The organism is Phytopseudomonas seleniipraecipitans, assembly GCF_900102335.1.
Taxonomy (GTDB): Bacteria; Pseudomonadota; Gammaproteobacteria; order Pseudomonadales; family Pseudomonadaceae; genus Aquipseudomonas; species Aquipseudomonas seleniipraecipitans.
The window spans coordinates 223,004-244,566 of sequence record NZ_FNBM01000003.1 but is presented as its reverse complement, the minus strand read 5'-3'; the positions used below and the strand labels follow the sequence as shown (position 1 = coordinate 244,566).

The window sequence follows — 21,563 nt, the reverse complement described above, 5'->3', positions numbered from 1 at the left end:
CGAAGCGTTCTCAGGCACTGGCGCACAACTCCGCGAGAACCCGCAGGCGACGACGGGGTTCGGCCACGTAGGGGTTGCGCTCATCCCAGGCATAGCCGGCGAGGATCGAACTGATCATGGCGCGAATCTCGGGCGATGCATTGGGGTAGTAGATGACGTCCTGGAAGCTGCCGTCGTACCAGCCTTCCACATACACGCGGAAGGTGTCGACGCCGCGTTTGAGCGGGATCGCAAAGTCCTGTTCCCAATCCACCTGCTCGCCACTCAACTGGCGGTGCAGCAGGTTGGCCGCCATGCTCGCCGAGCGCATGGCGATGGTCACGCCGGAGCTGAACACCGGGTCGAGGAATTCGGCGGCGTTGCCCAGCAGCGCGAAACCCTTGCCGTGCAGCGCCTTGACGTTGGCCGAGTAGCCCTTGATCTCGCCGACCGGGGTGTCCCACACGGCGTTGCCCAATACCTTGGTGAGGCTCGGCGTCTCGGCGACGAACTGCTTGAGCGCGGCGTCCTTGTTTTCCGGGTAGCCGTCGAAGCGCTCGGCCAGGCCGACCACGCCCAGCGAGCAGCGGCCGTTGCTAAAGGGAATGGTCCAGAACCACACATCACGCAGGGTCGGGTGAGTGGTGATGAGGATCTTCTCGCGATCGAAGTCCGGGTGATCGATGCGGTCTTCGATGTGCGTGAACAGCGCCTTGCGCATCGGCAGGTTGGACGGCAGCTCCAGGTCGAGCAGGCGCGGCAGGAGGCGACCGTAGCCGCTGGCGTCGAGCACGAAGGTGCAGCTCACCTGGTATTCATGGCCATCGGCGAGGCGGCGTACCGACAGCAGCGGCTGCGCGCCGCTGAAGTCCACGGCGACGATTTCTTCCTCGTAGCGAATGGTCACGCCCTGGCGCTCGGCCTCGTCAGCCAGCACCTTGTCGAAATTGGCGCGCTGTACCTGGAAGGTCGAGCCGAAGCTTTTCGTGAAGGTCTCGCGGAAATCGAAGTCGGTGTAACGCTCGCCCCAGGCGAAAGCCGCGCCATGCTTGGTCTGGAAACCGGCAGCACGTACCGCGTCGATCATCCCGGCCTCTTCGACGAAGTCCAGGCAGTGCGACAGCAGGCTCTCGCCGATGGAGAACCGCGGGAAGCGCTGGCGCTCGAGAATCAGTACCTCGTGGCCCTTGCGCTTGAGGATGGCGGCGGCGATGGCACCGGCCGGGCCGGCACCCACTACGACGATCTGATGGTGCTCGATTTCAGGAGACTTCATAGCGGCTCTTTGCCTCGTCTTGATAGGCGCGCCGGCCGAGTACGGCTGGCAGCAGGGTAGAGAACAGGCTCATCAGCAGCAGGCCGAAATAGACCATGGCATCGATCAGCTGCAATTGCAGGAGCAGGTTGAGAAACACGATTTCCGTCAGCCCGCGGATATTCAGCAGCAGGCTTTCGCGCCATTTGACCTGCGCCGCCGCGCTCGGCTCGGCCCAGTGCAGCCCCAGCCAGCTGCCCAACACTTTGCTCACCACCGGCGCTACCAGCAGTACACCGATCACCAGCCACGAGTACTGCGCGTCGATGCCGTGGAAGTCCACGCGTAGCACGCCGCAGGTAAGGATAAGCGGAACGGCGAGACCGTTCATCAGGCGTTTCCACAGCGACTCCGGCATTGGCAGGCGCAGCGGCTGGCCGACCCACGCCAGGCACAGCAGGTAGGCGATACCGAATACCAGGGCGTTGAGCTGGAGGGTGTGAAACAGCACCATCAGCGCGAAGAATGGCAGGCTGTAGAACAGCGGATGGCGACACTTCAGCCCGTGCAGCAGCAGCGGCAGGGCGGCCGCCAGCAATGGCCACAGCAGGCTCGCCGGGTGGCTGCTGCCCTGGGCCAGGCCGAACAGGCTCCAGCACAGGAAATCCATGAGGATCGCCGCGTGCAGCAGGCGTTTGGTCGCCGCCGACGGGTAGTCGATGCTCTGCAGGAACAGATAGAGCACTGGAATGGCCGTGATCGAGAACAGCAGGCCGATGCCCACCGCGCTCAGCCAGATGTACTCGCCGGGCAACACCCACAGGGCGCAGGCCAGGCCGGCAAGCATGGGGATCAGAAAGCTTGGCAGGGCGATCTTCAGGCAGGCCGGGCTGAGTTCGAGGTCGACCACGTCGCTGAGGATATAGCCCAGCAGCAGGGCGAAGCACAGGCCGTAGAGCAGGTCTACCCAGGCCGGGGCGAGCAGCTCTGCCGCCGTCAGGTTCAGGTGCGGCTCGACCCAACCGAGCAGCAGTGCGGGTATCGCCAGGCTGGCGACCAACAGTTGGCCAACGATGGGAATGATCCGCCGACCGGCTAGGATGCCGACCAGGGCGTAGCACGCCAGGGCTGCAAGCCAGAACAGTGCGACCGTCATGGCTGCGCATTCCGGGGCGGGCCGTCAGCCGCCCAGGGCGCGAGCAGGAAGCTGAAGGCCAGGCCGATGCTGATGGTCAGGCCGAAGTTGCTCACTGCCGGGGTGCTGGACACGGCCAGCAGGCCGAACGAAAGCCAGGTGGTAAGTGCCGACAGCAGGGTGCCGAGCAGGCTGGTGGCGCTGCCGCCGATCCGCTCGCGCATCAGGATGGCGTAGTCGGCGCCGATGGCGGTGACCAGCAGCACGCCGAACATGCTGAACAGGGTCAACGGCTGACCTAGCCAGCCGAGGCTGGCGAGGCTGGCCAGCGCCGCTAGCAGAGACACCGCCAGCACACGGGTGGCGCCACGCGGGCCAAAGGGAATGCACAGCACGGCAAAGATCAGCAGGCAGGACGCCAGCTTGAGTTCGGCCGCGCTGATCTGGGTGGCAGCGAACAGGCGATTCAGCTCACCCAGGCGGTCGACCAGCTTCACGCCATCCAGCCCTTCGCTTTGCGCCGGCAGCAGGTCGCTATTACTCAAGCCTTGTAAGCTGACCAGCCCGGCGACTTGGCCGTCCGCGGCGGTGCCTAGCCAAAGCGGGCGCCACGGCTCGCCAATCGGGCCACTCAACACCTGTTCGATGCGTTGCGGCGGCAGCTCGCCCATGCGCTGGGCTTCCTGTTCGATGGCGCTCTGTGGAATACCCAGGGCGTTGAGCGGCTGGCTGAACCCTGGCAGGGCGGCCACGGCAGTGCGCAGCTGGTTCTGCTGTTCGACAGGGGCGATCACCTGGCTCAGGGCCATGTAGCTCTTCAACTGGCCGGCGGCGATCAGCTTGTCCAGGCGCTCGCTCAGCAGATGCTGGCGTTCGAGCAAATGGTCTTGGTTGTCGGCGCGCACCAGAAAGAACTGGCTGGTGGGCTGAATGCCGACGACTTGGCTGACCCGCTGCGACTGCTCCAGCAAATGAGGCGGTACGCTGGCCCATTGCCGCAGGTCGTCCTTGTGCGACAGTTGAGCCACGCCAGCGATGCAGAACACCATGAACATGAGCAGCAGCCAGGGCGTACCGACCCGTTGCAGCAGCGCGGTGCGACAGGCCAGCAGGCGGTTGGCAAGGTCGTGAGGCGCGTGCCACGGCGTGATCTCCACCTTGCCGAGCAGCGTCGGTAGCAGGCACACCGTGCACAAGTAGGCGCCGAGCAGGCCCGCCGCCGAGAACACCGCCACTTGAGTGAGCGCCGGGAACGGGGTGAAGGCCAGAGCGAGGTAACCGATGACGTTGGTCGCCAGGGCCAGGCTCAGCCCGACCAGCGTGGCGCGCAGGGCTCTCCAGCTGTTCCAGGGTTGCAGCGTCCAGCTTTTCGAGAGCAGATGCAGCGGGTAGTCGATGGCCACGCCGATCAGGCTTGAGCCGAGGATCAGGGTCATCACATGGATGTGGCCGAAAACCGCGACGCAGGTGGTCAGCCCGGCGAGCACGCCAATGGCGGCGGGGATGAAAGCCAGCAAAACGCGCACGCGGCGGAACACCAGCAGCATCATCAACAGGGCGCCGGCGCTGGCCAGGCTGCCCATCAGGCTGATTTCCCGGGTGGCTTGACGCTGGGCGTGCGCCGAGTACAGCAGGCCGCTGCTGGCGATCAGCTCGCCGCCGTCGCGGGTGACCTGTTGGCGCGCCTGCTCGAGCAGGTCGCTCACGGCAAGCGGCAGGTTGCCATCGAAGGCATCCGCGGTGGTGCGCGCCCGCAGTAGCGCCCAGGTGGTTCCCTGGTAGTCGGCGATCAGGGCGCCACTCAGGTCGACCTGAACGTTCTGGCTGATCGGCAGGCTTTTTTCCGCGACGACGCTGAGGCCAAGCAGATCGTCGGCGGTGGCAACCACGCCCTGGCTACGGAACGGGTCGAACAGATCGTCCGCGCGTTGAGCCATGTACCCGGCGGGGTCATCGATGATCCGTGAGCGAGTGGCGGCGGGCAGCAAGGCCAGACGCTGTTGTTGCAGCTGCTGTCGCAACGCCTGCAGATCGGTCTGCAGGTTCCACTGAACCTTCTCGAATAGGCCCTGCTGCTGCCAACGTTGACCCAGCTCGGCGGCCAGGCTCATCGTCCGCTGGCGATCCGGGTGGCTGATCAACACCACCAGCTCGCGATTGAGCGGCTCCTGCATGCGCTTCTCGGCCAGCTGCTCGAGACTGTCCGGCGTGCCGCTAGGCACCAGCTCCAGCAGGTTGGCAGATACCGGCGCGCCGGCTCGCCATTGCCAGGCCGCCACGGCGATCAGCAGGAGCAGGGCCAGCGGAAACAGCCGCGGCCCCCAGCGTTCAATCCGCGAAGTCATGCTGCTCGGCTTCGCTCAGGGCCTGATCGGCGCGGTTGTTTTCCAGGCGCAGCACCGTACTGTCGCCCTGCACCTCGCGAAGCTCGATGCGCTGTACCAGTGCGCCGCCGCTGATGTGGATCACGCTGAATACCTGCTTGAGTAGCACGCCGCGCGGCGTCAGGTCGAGCTTCCAGTTGTCGGCCGTGCCGCTCAGCTTGAGCTCAAAATCTTCCTGCAGCCCGCTACTGTCGCCCTTGAGCACGGCGAGAAACAGGCGATTTTGTTGGGCGGTGGCGCTTTGCTGGGCGACAGCTTGCCAGCCCTGGCCGCTACGCCGGGCGATACCATTGCCGTCGATGCGGTAGTCCTGCTGCAGCGGTTGCTTGAGCAGCCACAGTAGCCCGTGCTCGCGACTCAAGACGAACTGACCGCGGCTGGTCAGCGCCTGTGGCAGGGCACGCAGATGTTTTTCCTGAATGAAGTCGCCGCGCACCACCGCAGGTTTGCCCAGCTGGCTGCTGAGCTGGTCGAGATCGAAGGCCAGGGCCAGCGGGCTGAGAATGACCAGCGTCAGCGCCAGGGCGGTGCTGAGAAGACGTTTCATGCGATCACCCGTTGCACGGCATCGATGAACACCTTGGGTGAGGCCAGCTGCATTTCCCGGCTGGCGATTTCCACCGCGACCTGCACGCTGCTGCCGCGGGTCATGCGCTCGCCGGTGGCGGCATCGCTGATCAGGTAGTGGATCTTCAGGCGGTTCTCCCATTCCACCAGGTCGGCGCATACGGTGATGCGCTGGCCAAAGGTGGCGCCGCGGATGTAGCGCAGTTGCAGGTCGATCACTGGCCAGGCGTAACCGCTTGCACGCATCTGCAGGTAGCCGTGGTCTAGGCGCTCAAGCAGGGCGCAACGGGCCTGCTCGAAGTATTTGACGTAATGCCCGTGCCAGACGATCTCCAGCATGTCCACGTCGAAGAACGGCACGAGGATTTCCACCTCGGCCTGGAGTACGCCTTTACTGCGCATACAGGCTCCAGTGCTGGGCACGGATGCGTTGCAGGCACAGGCGCAACTCGCCTTCCAGGGCGCGGTCTTCGATCACCGGCGGGAAATCCTCGCCGAGTTGCGTGTGCATGTTCGCCAGGGCGCTCGGCAGGTGCGTGGCTTCGGCGCGCTGGCGCAGCCACACGCCCTGGTTGGCGGCCAGCAGGGTGGCAGCCGCGACCTGCTCGGCCAGCTCCAGGCTGCGCAGGGCGTCGCGGGCGGCGATGGTGCCCATGCTCACCTTGTCCTGGTTGTGGCACTCGGTGGAGCGCGAGAAGACGCTGGCCGGCAGGGTGTTCTTAAGGGCTTCGGCGGTCCAGGCGCTGGCGCCGATCTGCACGGCTTTGAAGCCATGGTTGATCATCGCGGTTTCCACCGGGGCACCGGACAGGTTGCTCGGCAGGCCGTGGTTGTAGCGGGTGTCGACCAGCAGCGCAAGCTGGCGGTCGAGGAGGTCGGCGAGGTTGCCGATCAGGTTTTTCAGGCTGTCCATGGCGAAGGCGATGTGTCCGCCATAGAAGTGCCCGCCATGCAGCACGCGTTCTTCGTCCGGGTCGATCAGCGGGTTGTCGTTGGCGCTGTTCAGCTCGGTTTCGATGAACTGGCGTAGCAGCCCCAGGCTATCGGCCAATACGCCCAGCACGTGCGGCGCACAGCGGATCGAGTAGCGATCCTGCAAGCGATGCAGTGGTGCGGTCGGCGCATCGATGGCCAGGTCCTGGCGAATCCACGCGGCGACTTGGTTCTGCCCCGGGTGCGGTTTGGCGGCGAACAGGCGTTCGTCGAAGTGCTCCGGGTTGCCCTGCAGGGCGATCACGTTGAGCGCGGTGATGCGTGTCGCCAGCTTGAGCAGGTAATCGGCACGGGAATAGGCCTGGCAGGCCAGGGCGGTCATCACCGCAGTGCCGTTCATCAGCGCCAAGGCTTCCTTGGGGCGCAGCACCAGCGGCGTCCAGCCGAGCTCGGCGTGCACGTCAGCGGCGCTGCGGCGCTCGCCGCGATACATCACCTCGCGCTCGCCACACAGGGTCGCGGCAATGTAGGACAGCGGCGTCAGGTCGCCACTGGCGCCCACTGAGCCTTCTTCCGGGATCAGCGGCAGCACGTCGTGTTCGATGAACGCCTGCAGGCGCTCCAGCAACACCAGGCGAACCCCGGACATGCCCTGGCACAGCGACTGCAAACGGGCCGCCAGCACTGCGCGGGTGGCCTGCTCGTCGAGCAGCTTGCCCAGGCCGCAGCCGTGGAAGGTGTACAGATGACGCGGCAGCGCCTCGACCTGATGCAACGGCACTGCCACTACGCAGGAGTCGCCGTAGCCGGTGGTGATGCCGTAGATCATGCCTTCGCGGTCGAGCAGGCTGTCGACGAAGCGCGCGCCGCGGCCAATGCGATCGCGCCATTCGGTGCTGCTGTCCAGCGCGCCGCGCGCCGTGCGCTGAGCCAGGCTGACGATCTGTTCGAGGCGCAGCGGCTGAGCGCCGAAGGTCACCGTTTCAGGCTGATGGATTGTCATGGTCGTTCCAGAACGGATAGAAGTTGAACCACTGCTGCGGGGCTTGCAGGCAGCGTTGGGCAAGGTGGTCGGCGTAACGTTGTGCCCACCCCTGGATGACCGCTTCGCGCTCGCTGCGCTTCCACTGCACGGCATCGGTAAAGGGTTGCAGCATGACCTGGTAGCGGCCATCGATCTTCAGGCAGTCGATCAGGTTGACCGGGCACTGCAGCAGGCCGGCGAGCAGCCACGGGCCTTGCGGCAGGGGCGCCGAGTGGCCGAGGAAATCAACGTTGACGGTACGCTCGCCGTGCAGCGGCACGCGGTCACCGGCAATCGCCAGCCATTCGCCGCGCTCAAGATGATCGGCCAGACGCATCATCACCGCTGGGTCCAGTTCGCTGACCTGAATCAATCGCAGATTGTTGGCGCCGCTTTCCTTGAGCAGACGGTTGAACTGCTCAGCGTGGCGGGTGTGCACCAGCACGTTCATGCGCACCTGGGCGCTCAGCTCGGCCAGGGCGCGGCACACTTCGAGATTACCGAGGTGGGCGCCGACCAGCAGTTGGCCGCGAGTGCCGCTCATCTGGCCGTGCAGGCCGTGAGGGTCGATCAGGTCGATATCGCGGAAATGCAGGCGTCCGCTCCACACGTCCAGTTTGTCGAGCAGGCTGTCGGCGAACGCCATGAACTGGGCGAATACCGAGCGCCGGGTCGGACGCAGTTCGGCCCGGCCGCTCCAGGTGGCCAGATGGCTCTGGTACTGGCGAATGCTGCGCCGCGCCTTGGCGCCAAACAGAAAGAAATAGCCAACGATCAGGTACAGCAACGGGCTGATCGCGCGGCGGCCGAGGTAACGGGACGCCAGGGCGGTAAATTTCATTGCCGCGAAACTGCCGCGCTCACGCTGGCCGGCCCAATGCTCGTTCTGGCCCATCAGCGCCACCGCCGATAGAGCAGCCAGGGCGCCCGGCAGAGCATGCCGAAGAACAGCCGGGTGTGCATTTTCGAGATCAGCACGTTGTCCTGCCACAAGCGGAAGTGCGAGATGCCATCGGCGGGATAATGCACGCGGGTTGGCAGCCAGCGCATCGGTTGCTGGCGCCAGGACAGGCGCACAAGAATTTCCGAGTCGAAATCCATCCGCGTACCCAGCGTCGCCGAGTCGATCAGCGCCACGCTGGCGGCCAGCGGGTAGACCCGGAAACCGCACATGGAATCGCGGATCTGCAGCGACAGGCTGTTGATCCACACCCACACGTGAGTCAGGTAACGCGCATACAGGCGGCCCTTGGGTACGCTGGCGTCGTACTGCGGGTAGCCGCAGACGATGGCCTCGGGGTGTGCGCGGGATTCGTCGAGAAACGCCTGCACCGCGTGCAGGTCATGCTGGCCGTCGGCGTCCACCTGCAGGGCATGGCTGAAACCGAGACGCTGGGCCTCGCGCAGCCCGGCCATCACCGCCCCGCCCTTACCCTGATTCTCCGCAAGGCGCAGCAGGTAGGTGTCGGGCGCCACGGCGAGCTGGTCGATTACCGCGGCGCAGGCCGGGCTCGAGGCATCGTCGACCAGCACGCAGGGCAGCCCGGCTTCGAGCAGCGCGGTTACTACAGCGGGCAGCGCGTGCTCGTGGTTGTACACCGGGATCAGTGCGCACGGGCGATGACTGCCGATTGCCAGGTTCATGGCGCCGCCTTGAGCAGGATGCGCCCGGACGAGCAGTTGGCCTCGCCGTTGCGGAACGTGAAGTACAGCTTGTTTCGCTCGCGGTCGAAACGCAGAGTCAGTTGCAGACGGTCGCCGGGGCGCACCAACTGCTGGAACTTGAGCACTTCCATGCCGCCGAACAGCGGTGGCAGATCACTGATCAGCGCGCGTGCAAGCTGCTGCGCCCAGTCGACCTGTACCACGCCCGGCAGCACCGGCGTGCCAGGGAAATGGCCGCTGAAATGTGCCAAGTCGAGCGGCACGTCCAGCTCGAGGTGCCATTCGCCGGCTTCTTCCCGGGCGCTGAACGGCTCGACCCGCGTCGGGCGATCGGCGGCCAGCAACTCGTTGACCTGCGCCTGACCCAGCTTGCCCTGGCTGCTGTATGGCAGGTGCGGCAGCAGGCGCCAGCGGCGCGGCAGGGCGATGGCCTCGCAGTGGCCGGCCAGGTGCTGGCGCAGGCCCTCGGTTACCTGGCGGCGGCCCTGGTTGCGCAGCGCATGCAGGCCTTCCGGCGACAGTGCGACCAGCGCGCCGAGGAAGGCACGACCTTGCTGCAGAACGCCAAGGCGCGTTTCGCTGACCCACTCGTGCGCGGCCAGCGCCTGCTCGAGCAGCGGCAGAGAAATGCGTTTTTCTTCCAGCTTGACGATGCGGTCCAGGCGCGCGCCGAGGGTGAAGCGGCCGTCGGCATCGATCTGCGCGGCGTCGGCCATCTGTTCCCAATGGCCGGCCGGCAGGTAGGGCGAGCTGAGACGCAGGGCGCCTTCGTCGTTCAGTGCCAACTGCACGTCGGCAAACGGCTGCCAGGACTCGCCGCCTTGGCGCCAGGCGATGCCGCCGGTCTCCGAGCTGCCGTAGATCTCCGTCGGCCATTGGCCGAGGCGCTGCTGCACGGAGGTGGCTGCCTCGGCCGGCAATGCACCACCGGAGGAAAACACCTGGCGCACGCGGCCCAGCGCCGACCAGTCGAGGTTGTCGCCCATGCGTTTGAGCAGCGCCGGGCTGGTGACCCAGGCAAAGTCGGGATGCGGCAGGCTGGCCAGCTGCAGGTCTTCCGGGAAGGGTAGTGCCCTGGGCAGAAACACGCGGCCGGCACACAGCGGCCAGAGCACGCGAAACAACAGGCCGTAGATATGCTGGGCGGCCACGCTGCCGATGATCAGCGCATCGCCAAGGCGCTCGCCCCACAGGGTTTCCAGCGCCTGTACTTCATTGGTCAGTTGGCCGAGGCTCTTGTCGATGAGCTTCGGCTCGCCGCTGGAGCCGGAGGTGCACAGGGTAAGGCGGCAGCGCTCCAGGTCGAGGCGATGAGCTGGCAGCGGTGCGGCGGTGATCGGTTCATCGAGGTGCTCCAGCCACAGGTCGACCTCGGCGCCGAGACGCTGGCGGGTCTGGGGCTGCGCGTCCGACGGTAGCAAGGCATGCACGTCGGCGTGCCAGGCGGCGAGCAGGGCAACGGCCAGGTCGGCGGCATCCTGCAGGTGCAGAGCTACGCGTTTCACTCCGCTCGCCTGCCAGTGGCCGGCAAGGCTCAGGGCACGCTGGCGGAGCGCGGCGTGGTTGAGCTGCGGCGTGACCTGGCGGCTGGCATCCGCCTCCAGCAGCAGGGTGTCGAGGCTAAGCCAGTTCATGCAAATCTCCTTACACGTTGACGCACCAGCCATTCGCCGGCGAATAGCAGGCCCATCAGCAGGTAAGAAATCAGCCCGGTGTACAGCGCCCACCAGGACAAGGGTGCCCACAGATTCAACGCAACCACTACCAGGCCATTGGCGAGCATGAACACGGCCCACACTTCGGTCACCCGGCGGGTGTAACGCACCGCGACCTCGGGTAATTCAGGCTCGCTCAGCCGCGCCAGGCGTTCAGCCATTGGCATGCCGAGTTTCAGGCTGCTGGCGAACAGCAAGCCGAGCAGCAGGCTGACCAGCACCGGGTACCAGCGCAGCAGCGCCGGCTCGTCGGCCAGCACCAACAGCAGACAGAACACCAGCACGGCCCCGGTCATCTGCTGGCTGTTGCGGTCACGCGGGTTACTGAGCAACCGGGCAAACCACAGGCCGCCGAGCAAAGCGGCAAACAGCGTTGGCGACAGGTGGCCGGCGCCGAAGTACACGGCGAACGGATAGGCCACGCTGGCCAGCGCGACCAGCAGGCCGAGCAGGCGGCTCATGCCGGTTCCGCGTTGACCAGCTGATACACCGCTTCGACCACGTCACCGACGGTGCGCACCGACTTGAATGCTTCGGCGGCAATCTTCTTGCCGGTCTGGCGCTTGATGTGGTCGATCAGGTCGACGGCGTCGATGCTGTCGATCTCCAGGTCTTCGTAGAGGTTGGCGTCCAGGCTGATCCGCTCCGGGCTCAGCTCGAACAGCTCCACCAGCGCGTCTTGCAAGGTGGCGAAAATTTCGTCACGGGTTTGCATGGTGGTGTCCTCAGGCGGCCTGGCGGCTGGCAACGAAGGCTGCCAGGCTGGCCACGTTGGCGAAGTGGGTGCGGGTGTCCTTGGCTTCGGCGTCGATCTTGATGCCGAAACGCTTCTGGATCGCCAGGCCCAGCTCCAGGGCATCCACCGAGTCCAGGCCGAGGCCTTCGCCGAACAGGGTGAGGTCGTCGCCGATGTCCTGCGGGGTGATGTCTTCGAGACCCAGGGAATCGATGATCAGGTGTTTGATCTCAAGCTGTAGAGCGCTCATCTCTGGCGAGCTCCTTTATGAAATGCTGATGCAAGTGGTCGTTGAGTTTGCGGGACGCGACCGGTGCCGATCCCATGGCCGTGAATTGCGCCGGGTCGATGTCCTGGCCCACTCGCAGGTGAATGTGAAAACGCCGCGCCGGAATCCGGTACCACGGCTCCGCTTTGGTGAGCGTGGTAGGTGAGACGCTGATCACCACCGGGGTAATCACATGGGCGCCGCGCAAGGCGATCGCCGCCGCGCCGCGGTGAAACTCGGGCGGGCTGCCGGGCGTGGTGCGTGTGCCCTCCGGGAAGATCACCAGGGTCTGGCCCTGCTGCAGTACGCCCGCCGCTTCGTCGAGCATGTCCATGCTGCCGCTGTTGCTGATGTAACCCGCCGAGCGGATTGGACCGCGCATGCACGGGTTGTTCCACAGGCTCTGTTTCACCACGCAATTGGCGTTGCGGGTAAAGGCGATGGTGACCACCACGTCAATGAGCGAGGGGTGATTGGCAATGATCATCTGGCCCGGACGGCCGAGGCGCTCGGCGCCTTCCACTTCGTAAGTAAGCACGCCGCTACGGTGCATGAATTTGACGAAGGTGCGGAAATTCCAGCTCACCACCTGGCGAGCGCGGCGCTGGTGAGCGGCAGCGTCGCCCGGCAGCAGCGATAACACTGGAAACACCAGCACGCGCAGCAGCAGGCCGCCGATTCCGAACAGGGTGAAGCTGGCCGCAGTGGCCATCAGCCGCCACCAGTAAGGGGGGCTGTAGCGCTTCACGGGATCTTGCGTGACCAGGTCCATTGGCGCTCTTTCCAGGTGTGTTCGAGGGTTTCACAGCCGTTGCACAGGCTCTGTATCAGGCTCAACGGATGTGGCCAGGCGGCGCGTGCGCCAGTGCCTTTATGTAGCTGCAGATTCCAGTCGTCGCCTGGTACCAATAGCAGGGCCAGGGCGTAGGGAAACGGCACATCCTCAATGAACGGAGCATACAGCGCCGGCTGCGCTTCTTCGCCGATCACCAGCAGCACGGCGGGCGCACCCTCGGCGAGCAGCGTGGCGGCTTCCAGCATGCCCATCTCCAAGCCATCGCCTTCACCCGCCAGGGCGGTCATCTCGCTGGTATCAGCACGCAGGATCGACCACTGGCCGATAATCGCGTTGTGCACCGAAAGACTGAACTGTGTCGGTGACAGGGGTTCTGTTGCTGCAAGATCCTGAAGAATGGACAGGCTGCGCGGGGTTTCGCCGTGCCGCGAAATGTATACCAGCGGCAGTTCAGAGTGACCTTCGGCAAGCGGCCAGCCGACCTGAAACACCATGCGAGCCAGGCGGCTCAAGCGACGGCGTTGCAGGGCGGGGAGGAAGCTGACGTCAGGTTGCTCACCGGTATCGAGCAGGCATTCGGGTGCCCTGCTCCAGGCGAGCCACTTATCCGTATTGTCCAGGCCAGGAGCCCAGGCACGCCATTGATCGATCCTGAAATGCATGTCTAGATGAAACTCTGCTTGGCCCGCTGGGCATTCCTTGTCTATGCGACTGCCCTGCGCGACAAAAAAACATGTCGATGGGAGCGATGCTGCGTCCGGCATTATCCGGGCGATGGCGAGCACCCGCAAACATTATGTAGCGATTTTCTGATGGGTAACCCGTTTCGCTTGTTTCTCGCTTCTGTCACGAGGTTATGCCTAGTATCAATGTACTAGTGAGGAGGTGCAGATGCGACGCGTGGTATTCAATCAGAAGGGTGGTGTGGGCAAATCCAGTATCGCTTGCAACCTGGCGGCGGTCAGCGCCTCTCAGGGTTATCGGACGTTGCTGGTCGACCTGGATACCCAGGCAAACTCATCCCATTATCTGACCGGCCTGACCGGCGATGACATTCCCGTAGGTATCGCCGACTTCTTCAAGCAGACGCTCTCGGGCGGTCTCAAGAAGGGCAAGGTCGATATCTACGAAACCCCCTTCGACAACCTCCACGTGATCACCGCCACGTCCGAGCTGGCGGATCTGCAGCCAAAGCTGGAACAAAAGCACAAGATCAACAAACTGCGAAAACTGCTCGAAGAGTTGTCGGAGGATTACGAGCAGATTTACCTGGATACGCCGCCAGCGCTGAATTTCTATACCGTTTCCGCCCTGATCGCGGCAGATCGTGTGTTGATTCCCTTCGATTGTGACACGTTCTCGCGCAACGCCTTATACGGCCTGCTGCGCGAAATCGACGAGCTGAAAGAAGACCATAACGAAGCCCTAGAGGTGGAAGGCATCGTGGTCAACCAGTTCCAGCCTCGTGCAGCACTGCCGCAACAGCTGCTCGACGAGCTTATCGCCGAGGGCTTGCCGGTGTTGCCGGTCAACCTGATGAGCTCGGTGAAAATGCGCGAGTCCCATCAGGCCTGCATGCCGTTGATCTACCTCGACCCGCGGCACAAACTCACCCAGCAGTACGTCGAGTTGCACGACCTCTTGCAGCAGCGCTGATCGCGACGACGCCTGGGATCAAGTCGCAGGCGCTGCCCGTCAAACGCCCTGAGTGTTGAGCCAGGCAAGTAGCTGCGGCAGTGGCAGCGCGCCGCTTTGTCGGGCCACTTCCTGGCCGTTACGAAACAGAATCAGGCTTGGGATCGAGCGGATCGCCAACTGGGCGGATAGTTGTGGGTTGGCTTCGCTGTCCAGTTTGCCCAGCCGGCAGCGGCCGCGCAGCTCCTTCGCTGCCTGCGTGAAGGTGGGCGCAAAGCTGCGGCACGGCCCGCACCAGGCGGCCCACACGTCGACCAACAGCGGCAGGTCGCCCTTGAGCTGCGCCGCATAATTGCCCTGATTCACTTCGAATGGCTCGCCGGGCAGTACCTCGGCTTTGCAATGGCCGCAGCGCGGCGCTTCCTGCAAACGGGCGGCGGGCAAGCGGTTCAGGCTGCTGCAGATGGGGCAGGGGATGACGAGGGAATCAGCCATGGTGTGCGCTCCTGAAAAAGCTGTGATCGGCCGTCAGTCTGCCTTATTCGGTCAAATCGGCACCAGCGGCCAGAACCATGGGATCACAAAACTGGCGACTATCCAGAGCAGCAGATTCAGCGGAATGCCCACTTTCATGAAGTCCGTGAAGCGGTAGCCACCAGCGTTGTAGACGAAGGTGTTGGTCTGGTAGCCGATGGGGGTGGCGAAGCTGGCGCTGGCCGCGAACATCACCGCGACGATGAAGGCCCTCGGGTCTACGCCCAGGTGCTGCGCCATGCCAATGGCGATGGGCGTGACCAGCACCGCCACGGCGTTGTTCGAGAGCAACTCGGTGAGGATCGAGGTCAGCAGGTAGATGAACGAGAGCATCAGCAACGGGCCGGCCCAGGGCATCAGACCCATGACGTTTTCCACCATGATCTTCACCAGGCCAACCTTGTCCATGGCGATGCTGATCGCCAGCATGCCGAAGATCAGGCTGAGAATTTTCCAGTCGACGGCCTTGTAGGCATCTTCGACGTCCAGGCAACGGGTCGCCAGCACGGTTACCGCGCCGATGATCGCCAAGCCCTCAATGGGCATCACGCCGACTGCCGCGAGCAGCATCACCGCCAGCGTCGCGATGATGGCGATGGGCGCTTTGTCGCGGCGAAAAGCGCGTTCCTGCACAGTATTGAGGCTGATCAGCTCACCATTGTCAGCGAACCGCTTGATCTGCGTAGGGGTGCCTTCAACCAGCATCACGTCGCCGAACTGCAGCTGGAAGTCGTCTAGGTTGCCGGAGATGTTTTCGTCTTGACGGTGCACGGCCAGTACGGCGATGCCGTAGCGTGCAGTGAGGTCGAGGTCGCGCATGGGGCGGTTGCTGTAGCGTGAGTTGCGGCCGACGATGGCCTCGGCCAGTACCACATCGTTACTGCTGATGGTTTCGAACGCTTCGCTGCGGTTGAAGACCAGATGACCGCTGCCGCGCAGCTCGACCACGTCCTTGACCTGCCCGTGTATCACCAGCTGGTCGCCGGCTCTCAGCACCGTGTCGCTGCCGGGTTCGGTCAGCTCGGTCTGCTCGCGAAACAGCTTGAGCACCTGCAGCCCGCTGCCGCCGTTGAGGTTGGCTTCACCCAGGGTTTTGCCGATCATCGGCGATGCATGGGGGACCAGCAGCTCGCTCATGAAGGTGCGGCCTAGATCGGGGCGCAGTTGGCGCGACAAGGTCTCGCGTTCCGGCAGCAGATGACGGCCGATTGTCAGCAGATAGAGCATGCCCGCCGCCGCCAGAATCAAGCCGGCGCCGGTGATCTCGAACATGCCGAACGGCTCGATGCCGGCCTTGCGCGCCACGCCGTCGACCAGAATGTTGGTGGAGGTGCCGATCATGGTCAGCGTGCCGCCCAGAATGGTGGCGTACGACAGCGGAATCAGCAGCTTGGAAGGGAAGGTGCCCGCGCGGCGTGCCAGGGAAATGGCCACTGGCGTCAGGATGGCGACCACCGGGGTGTTGTTGAGGAAGGCGGAAATCACCAGGGCAGTGATCGTCAGGCCGGTGAGCACGCGTATCGGGCTGGTGCCGACCAGGTCGCCCAGCCAGTTGCCGAGTGCATCGATGCAGCCGGTTCGCTCCAGCGCAGCGGAGAGCACGAACATGCAGGCGATGGTCACCGGTGCCGAGTTGGACAGCACGCTGAGCACTTCTGCGGGCGTTAGCAGCTGGGTTACCAGCAACGCCGCAACGGCGATCGCGGCGACGATGTCCGGGCTCCATTTCTCGCGCACGAAGGCATAGAGCACCCAGATCAGCAGGGCGCCGACAAACAGCAGGGGCAGGGAAGCCGAAGACATGAGCATCCTTAACGCGTCGAATCTCGTGTGAGGTATCGGCGGCCGCAAGCTGTAGCGGCCACGTGGGGCGCCAAGATAGTGATAGTCACGGGCTTAGTCTAAGAACGTTTGGAAAGGTCTATATGCCTTATCGATTTGCCCGATAAGGCACGCCCTGCAGTTAATGATCGACCTGGTGCTATTGCTCGGAAGCGGGCGTCACGGGCGCTGCGGCGCTATTATCGGCGCGGCGCAATCAGGACCGGAGCAGGTGGATGAACAGGACAGTGGGCAAGGGGTTGCGGTTGGCGATTCTGGTGATGGCCGTGGTGGCATTGACCGCGTTCGCACTGCGTATCTACGACGCCCAGAGCAAGCCAGATCTGAGCCCGTGGCATACCTTCGTGCCCCATGAACTGGATGCCGACGAACTCGATGCCGCCAGCTGGCAGGACTATCTGCTGGCCGAGCAGGCACTGTTCGCCTCGCTGCCGGACAATGTATACCAGCGTCTCGATGACGCCGAGCGCGTGGCGGATAACCGCTACTTTGCCGACAGCCCGCTGAACGCCTCGCGCTTCGAGTGGGACTGGAACCGCTCCTACGTGCTGGAGCCTGATGGCGCGCCGAAAGGCGCCGCCGTGATGCTCCATGGGCTGACCGACTCGCCCTACAGCTTGCGGCATATCGCCAGACTTTACCGCGACGCCGGGTTCGTCGTTGTCGGCTTGCGTCTGCCGGGCCATGGTACTACCCCGGGGGCGCTCACTGACGTGACCTGGCAGGATTGGCTGGCCGCCACGCGCCTGGCCGTGCGTGAAGCCAGGCGTCTGAGCGGCGATGCAGCGCCGTTGCATCTGGTCGGCTACTCGGCCGGTGGCGGTCTGGCGTTGAAATACGCCCTCGATGCGCTGGGCAACGATGAACTGGCCCGTGCGGATCGGCTCACACTGATTTCGCCAATGATCGGCGTGGCCGGTTATGCCCGCTTCGCCGGGCTGGCGGGGCTACCTGCCATATTCCCGGCTTTCGCCAAGGCCGCCTGGCTGGATGTGCTGCCCGAGTACAACCCGTTCAAGTACAACTCCTTCGCCCTCAACGCCGCGCGCCAGTCCTATCTGTTTACGTCGGCGTTGCAGGAGCAGATCACCACGTTGAGCGAGCGCGGCGGCCTGCAGGATCTGCCGCCGCTGCTGACCTTCCAGTCGCTGGTCGATTACACGGTCAGCACGCCTGCGGTGGTCGACGCCTTGTATGCCCATTTGCCCGCCAATGGCAGCGAGCTGGTGCTGTTCGATCTCAACCGGGTCGTCGACTTCGGCCCGCTACTCGGCGCCCACGCCAAATCGCCTGCAGACCTGCTGCCTCCAATGCCGCGACGTTACCGCACCACGCTGATTGGCAATGCCTCGTCGCAGACATTGCAGGCATCTGCGCGCATCACCGAAGCCGGCGCTACGGACGAACAGCTCACGCCGCTCGGCCTGGCATTCCCGCGCGAAGTGTTCTCACTGTCCCATGTCGCCCTGCCATTTCCGCTGAGCGATTCGCTGTACGGTCTGCAGCCGGAAGAGCCGGAAGACTATGGCGTGCACCTCGGCGCGCTGTCGGTGCGCGGCGAGCGCGGCGTGCTGCTGGTCAACATGGAAGCGTTACAGCGGGTGACGTCCAACCCGTTCTACCCGTATCTGGTCGAGCGGTTGGTAGAGCATGCCGGGTTCGAGGCGCCCAGACAGTAGTTCGGGTTGGCGAGTGCAAGGCGGGCCCTGTAGGAGCCGCGACCCCGCGGCGAATTGTCTGGCCAGCGCGAAAGTCGCGGTATGGCCACACTTGTTCGCGCCGAGGTCGACGCTCCTACGCGTGCGGCGTTTACCGCTCTTCTGTAGAGGCACTGTTCCTTGAGAGCCCTCTGGTCGCTATTGATCAGAAGGCTCTTTCGGTTAACGCTATCAGCCGAATCAGGCCACTGCATTGGCCCGTGCCGCATGCAGCTTCTTGTAGCTGTCGATCAGGCGCAGATGCCGGTCGAGGCCTTCGAGTTTCATGCTGGTCGGCGTCAGGCCATGGAAGCGCACGCTACCGTTCACCGAGCCGATTGCCGCGTCCATGCGCTCGCCGCCGAACATGCGCCGCAGGTTGTGTTCGAAGTTGCTCAGCTCGAGATCGTCCTCCAACTGGATCTCCAGCACCGCGTTTACCGCCTGATAGAACAGCCCGCGCTCGACGGTGTTGTCGTTGTACTGCAGGAAGGCCTCGACCAGCTCTTTGGCATCGTCGTATTTCTTCAACGCCAGGTGGATCATCAGCTTCAGCTCGAGAATGGTCAGCTGGCCCCACACCGTGTTGTCGTCGAATTCGATGCCGATCAATGTGCTGATGTCGGTGTAGTCGTCGACCTCGGTGTTGTTCAGGTTACGCAGCAGCGACTTGAGTTCGCGGTCGCTCAGGGCATGCAGGTTGAGGATGTCCTTGCGGAACAGCAGCGCCTTGTTGGTGTTGTCCCAGATCAGGTCTTCGACCGGATAGATCTCCGAGTAACCCGGCACCAGGATGCGGCAGGCGTTGGCGCCGAGGTCGCCGTAGGTCGCAACGTACACTTCCTTGCCGAGGTCTTCGAGGATGCCAAGCAGGGTGGCGGCCTCCTGCTCGTTGGAGTCGGCACCTTGCCCGGAGAAATCCCACTCGACGAATTCGAAATCGGCCTTGGCGCCGAAGAAGCGCCAGGACACCACGCCGCTGGAGTCGATGAAGTGCTCGACGAAGTTGTTCGGCTCGGTCAGCGCCAGGCTGTCGAATGTCGGCTGCGGCAGGTCGTTGAGGCCCTCGAAACTGCGGCCCTGCAGCAGTTCGGTGAGGCTGCGCTCCACCGCCACTTCCAGGCTCGGGTGCGCGCCGAAGGAGGCGAACACACCGCCAGTACGCGGGTTCATGAGGGTCACGCACATCACCGGAAATTCCCCGCCCAGGGAGGCGTCCTTCACCAGCACCGGGAAGCCTTGTTCTTCCAGGCCCTGGATGCCGGCGACGATGCCTGGGTATTTGGCCAGCACGTCCTGCGGCACATCCGGCAGGCACAGCTCGCCTTCAAGAATCTCGCGTTTCACCGCCCGCTCGAAAATCTCCGACAAGCACTGCACCTGCGCTTCGGCCAGCGTGTTGCCGGCGCTCATGCCGTTGGAGAGGTACAGGTTCTCGATCAGGTTGGAGGGGAAATACACCGTCTCGCCATCGCTCTGGCGCACGAAGGGCAGCGAGCAGATGCCGCGCAGCGTGTTGCCCGAGTTGGTGTCGTACAGGTGCGAGCCGCGCAGCTCGCCATCCGGGTTGTAGATGGCCAGGCAATGCGCGTCGAGGATGTCTTCGGGCAGCGCATCTTTCGGGCCCGGCTTGAACCAGCGCTCGTTGGGGTAATGGACGAACTCGGCATTGGCGATGTCCTCGCCCCAGAACTGGTCGTTATAGAAGAAGTTGCAGTTCAGCCGTTCGATGAACTCGCCCAGCGCCGAGGCCAGGGCGCTTTCTTTGGTCGAGCCCTTGCCGTTGGTGAAGCACATCGGCGACTGCGCGTCGCGAATGTGCAGCGACCAGACGTTGGGCACAATGTTGCGCCAGGAGGCGATCTCGATCTTCATCCCCAAGTCGGCGAGGATGCCCGACATGTTGGCGATGGTCTGCTCAAGCGGCAGATCCTTGCCCGCAATGTAGGTGGTGGTATCGGACACTGGCATCAGCAGCGCCTGGGCATCGGCGTCGAGGTTGTCGACTTCCTCGATGATGAATTCGGGGCCCTGCTGCACCACCTTTTTGACCGTGCAGCGGTCGATGGAGCGCAGGATGCCCAAGCGATCCTTCTCCGAGATATCAGCAGGCAGCTCGACCTGAATCTTGAAAATCTGCGCGTAGCGGTTTTCCGGATCGACGATGTTGTTCTGCGACAGGCGAATGTTCTCGGTGGGAATGTCCCGCGTCTGGCAGTACAGCTTGACGAAGTAGGCCGCGCACAAGGCCGACGAAGCCAGGAAATAGTCGAACGGCCCCGGCGCCGAGCCATCGCCTTTGTAGCGGATGGGCTGATCGGCGATCACCGTGAAGTCGTCGAACTTGGCTTCGAGGCGAAGGTTGTCGAGAAAATTGACCTTGATTTCCATGAGCGGGCACCAGCGAGTAAAACGAATGGCCGGCATTATCCGGGTTTTCGCCAGGAAGTCTTGTGCGTGGCGGGGTTGGCGGCTAAGTGGTGGCCCGTTAGCTGAATGCATCGGAAAGCCGCTTTACCAAGATCTTTTATGCGCATAAATTGTGCGTATTACTTGGCAAGGAAATTCTCATGCTGTCTTCGTACGATCTGAACGCCCCGAAACGAGCCGCCAACCTTCGTGTCAACGAGGATCTGCTCAACAAGGCCAAGTCTCTCGACATCAACCTCTCTGCCACTCTGGAGAAGGCTCTGGCCCAGGCGCTAAAGGAAAAGCAGCGTGAACAATGGCTGGCAGACAACCGCCAGGCCATCACAGCATACAATGAGCACGTAGAGTTCAATGGCCTGTTCAGCGACGAATTGCGGAGCTTCTGATGGCGCAGTTTGCCGTTTACAAGAACATCAATCCTGCCACCAGCGCCGCCGTGCCCTTGCTGCTCAATGTGCAGAGCGATCTGCTCGCGGAACTCGGTACGCGGGTCGTCGTACCGCTTTATGTAGCCAGCACCATGCAGGGGAAAATACTGAAAACCCTCACCCCGCAGTTTGATATCGAGGGCGAGCTTTACGTGATGATGACGCCGCAAATGGCCGGTATTGCCAACAAACAGTTGGGCGCCAAGGTGGCGAATTTAGCTGCGCGGCGTGACGAAATCATCGCGGCGCTTGATCTGCTCATAACCGGTATTTGAGCAAAGCGCCCGAGGTGTAGGGCGTACTCGCAAGGCATGATCCGCTAGATGGAATCGACGAAGCGGTTCGCGGTAAACGGCGGATTACGCCTCGGCTAGGCTACGCACCTCGATCCATCTACGGGTTATTTTCCGTCTTACCGCGTTGGGGAAACCGACGTCAGGGCCGTGCCATGCCCACCATGCCATCGGCGACGGCAAGCGTTCGTTCGGCAGCGTCCGGGCTTCAGGTTTCCGACAGGTCGTCTTCCGCCGCCTCATCCGT

The 21,563-nt window shown here is 63.7% G+C and carries 21 protein-coding genes; 4 read left to right on the top strand and 17 right to left on the bottom strand.

The features are described from left to right. Positions 1-10: 10 nt before the first annotated feature. From BLS60_RS08765 to BLS60_RS08700, 14 genes are read right to left on the bottom strand one after another with little or no spacing between them, the layout of a single operon-like run. Positions 11-1,255, bottom strand: a complete 1,245-nt coding sequence (locus BLS60_RS08765) for an NAD(P)/FAD-dependent oxidoreductase (RefSeq protein WP_092366988.1) — start codon at positions 1,253-1,255, stop codon at positions 11-13. After that, positions 1,242-2,390 carry a cation:proton antiporter gene (locus tag BLS60_RS08760; protein ID WP_092366986.1) on the bottom strand — a complete coding sequence of 383 codons (1,149 nt, stop codon included), beginning with the start codon at positions 2,388-2,390 and terminating at the stop codon, positions 1,242-1,244. Before BLS60_RS08760 ends, BLS60_RS08765 begins: the two co-directional genes overlap by 14 nt. Beyond that, positions 2,387-4,714 (bottom strand): MMPL family transporter, encoded by a 2,328-nt coding sequence (locus tag BLS60_RS08755; protein WP_092366984.1) that lies wholly within the window; start codon positions 4,712-4,714, stop codon positions 2,387-2,389. The genes BLS60_RS08760 and BLS60_RS08755 overlap by 4 nt, the downstream gene beginning before the upstream one ends. Then, positions 4,698-5,300, bottom strand: a complete 603-nt coding sequence (locus BLS60_RS08750) for an outer membrane lipoprotein carrier protein LolA (RefSeq protein ID WP_070880216.1) — start codon at positions 5,298-5,300, stop codon at positions 4,698-4,700. Before BLS60_RS08750 ends, BLS60_RS08755 begins: the two co-directional genes overlap by 17 nt. Next, a complete protein-coding gene (locus BLS60_RS08745) occupies positions 5,297-5,722 on the bottom strand; it encodes an acyl-CoA thioesterase (RefSeq protein WP_092366982.1) in 426 nt (141 codons plus the stop codon). Before BLS60_RS08745 ends, BLS60_RS08750 begins: the two co-directional genes overlap by 4 nt. Further along, entirely contained in the window at positions 5,712-7,256 is a 1,545-nt protein-coding gene (locus BLS60_RS08740; RefSeq protein ID WP_092366980.1) for an HAL/PAL/TAL family ammonia-lyase, read from the bottom strand. The genes BLS60_RS08745 and BLS60_RS08740 overlap by 11 nt, the downstream gene beginning before the upstream one ends. Continuing rightward, positions 7,237-8,172, bottom strand: a complete 936-nt coding sequence (locus tag BLS60_RS08735; protein WP_070880213.1) for an LpxL/LpxP family acyltransferase — start codon at positions 8,170-8,172, stop codon at positions 7,237-7,239. The genes BLS60_RS08740 and BLS60_RS08735 overlap by 20 nt, the downstream gene beginning before the upstream one ends. Then, entirely contained in the window at positions 8,172-8,921 is a 750-nt protein-coding gene (locus tag BLS60_RS08730; RefSeq protein ID WP_092366978.1) for a glycosyltransferase family 2 protein, read from the bottom strand. Before BLS60_RS08730 ends, BLS60_RS08735 begins: the two co-directional genes overlap by 1 nt. After that, positions 8,918-10,576 carry an acyl-CoA synthetase family protein gene (locus BLS60_RS08725; protein WP_092366971.1) on the bottom strand — a complete coding sequence of 553 codons (1,659 nt, stop codon included), beginning with the start codon at positions 10,574-10,576 and terminating at the stop codon, positions 8,918-8,920. Before BLS60_RS08725 ends, BLS60_RS08730 begins: the two co-directional genes overlap by 4 nt. Next, positions 10,573-11,118 (bottom strand): COG4648 family protein, encoded by a 546-nt coding sequence (locus BLS60_RS08720; RefSeq protein WP_070880210.1) that lies wholly within the window; start codon positions 11,116-11,118, stop codon positions 10,573-10,575. The genes BLS60_RS08725 and BLS60_RS08720 overlap by 4 nt, the downstream gene beginning before the upstream one ends. Next, positions 11,115-11,372: an acyl carrier protein gene (locus BLS60_RS08715; protein WP_092366969.1), complete on the bottom strand. Its 258-nt coding sequence runs from the start codon at positions 11,370-11,372 to the stop codon at positions 11,115-11,117. Before BLS60_RS08715 ends, BLS60_RS08720 begins: the two co-directional genes overlap by 4 nt. Before the next feature lie 10 nt (positions 11,373-11,382). Continuing rightward, positions 11,383-11,643 (bottom strand): phosphopantetheine-binding protein, encoded by a 261-nt coding sequence (locus tag BLS60_RS08710; protein WP_070880208.1) that lies wholly within the window; start codon positions 11,641-11,643, stop codon positions 11,383-11,385. After that, the gene (locus tag BLS60_RS08705) at positions 11,624-12,433 is read right to left on the bottom strand and encodes a lysophospholipid acyltransferase family protein (protein WP_208597289.1); all 810 of its coding nucleotides are present in this window, start codon (positions 12,431-12,433) and stop codon (positions 11,624-11,626) included. Before BLS60_RS08705 ends, BLS60_RS08710 begins: the two co-directional genes overlap by 20 nt. After that, entirely contained in the window at positions 12,406-13,119 is a 714-nt protein-coding gene (locus tag BLS60_RS08700) for a beta-ketoacyl synthase chain length factor (protein ID WP_092366966.1), read from the bottom strand. The genes BLS60_RS08705 and BLS60_RS08700 overlap by 28 nt, the downstream gene beginning before the upstream one ends. Positions 13,120-13,348: 229 nt before the next feature. Between BLS60_RS08700 and BLS60_RS08695 the strand changes: the two genes are divergently transcribed. Further along, positions 13,349-14,113 (top strand): ParA family protein, encoded by a 765-nt coding sequence (locus tag BLS60_RS08695; protein WP_070880206.1) that lies wholly within the window; start codon positions 13,349-13,351, stop codon positions 14,111-14,113. A 39-nt stretch (positions 14,114-14,152) separates the two neighbouring features. On the opposite strand, the gene trxC is transcribed toward BLS60_RS08695, so the two are convergent. Continuing rightward, on the bottom strand, positions 14,153-14,587 hold the full coding sequence (gene trxC, locus BLS60_RS08690; protein WP_092366964.1) for a thioredoxin TrxC: 435 nt from the start codon (positions 14,585-14,587) through the stop codon (positions 14,153-14,155). 51 nt (positions 14,588-14,638) lie between these two features. Beyond that, positions 14,639-16,429 (bottom strand): SLC13 family permease, encoded by a 1,791-nt coding sequence (locus tag BLS60_RS08685; RefSeq protein ID WP_070880204.1) that lies wholly within the window; start codon positions 16,427-16,429, stop codon positions 14,639-14,641. A gap of 254 nt (positions 16,430-16,683) precedes the next feature. Here BLS60_RS08685 and BLS60_RS08680 point away from each other — a divergent pair, with 254 nt between their 5' ends. Continuing rightward, positions 16,684-18,147 (top strand): alpha/beta hydrolase, encoded by a 1,464-nt coding sequence (locus tag BLS60_RS08680; RefSeq protein WP_092366962.1) that lies wholly within the window; start codon positions 16,684-16,686, stop codon positions 18,145-18,147. A 219-nt stretch (positions 18,148-18,366) separates the two neighbouring features. Here BLS60_RS08680 and BLS60_RS08675 read toward each other — a convergent pair whose 3' ends face one another. After that, the gene (locus BLS60_RS08675; RefSeq protein WP_092366958.1) at positions 18,367-20,556 is read right to left on the bottom strand and encodes an OsmC domain/YcaO domain-containing protein; all 2,190 of its coding nucleotides are present in this window, start codon (positions 20,554-20,556) and stop codon (positions 18,367-18,369) included. Positions 20,557-20,735: 179 nt separating this feature from the next. On the opposite strand from BLS60_RS08675, the gene BLS60_RS08670 reads away from it, so the two are divergent. Both BLS60_RS08670 and BLS60_RS08665 read left to right on the top strand, forming a co-directional pair. Next, positions 20,736-20,981: a type II toxin-antitoxin system CcdA family antitoxin gene (locus tag BLS60_RS08670; protein ID WP_092366956.1), complete on the top strand. Its 246-nt coding sequence runs from the start codon at positions 20,736-20,738 to the stop codon at positions 20,979-20,981. Next, on the top strand, positions 20,981-21,298 hold the full coding sequence (locus BLS60_RS08665) for a CcdB family protein (protein WP_092366954.1): 318 nt from the start codon (positions 20,981-20,983) through the stop codon (positions 21,296-21,298). The genes BLS60_RS08670 and BLS60_RS08665 overlap by 1 nt, the downstream gene beginning before the upstream one ends. Positions 21,299-21,563 lie beyond the last annotated feature (265 nt).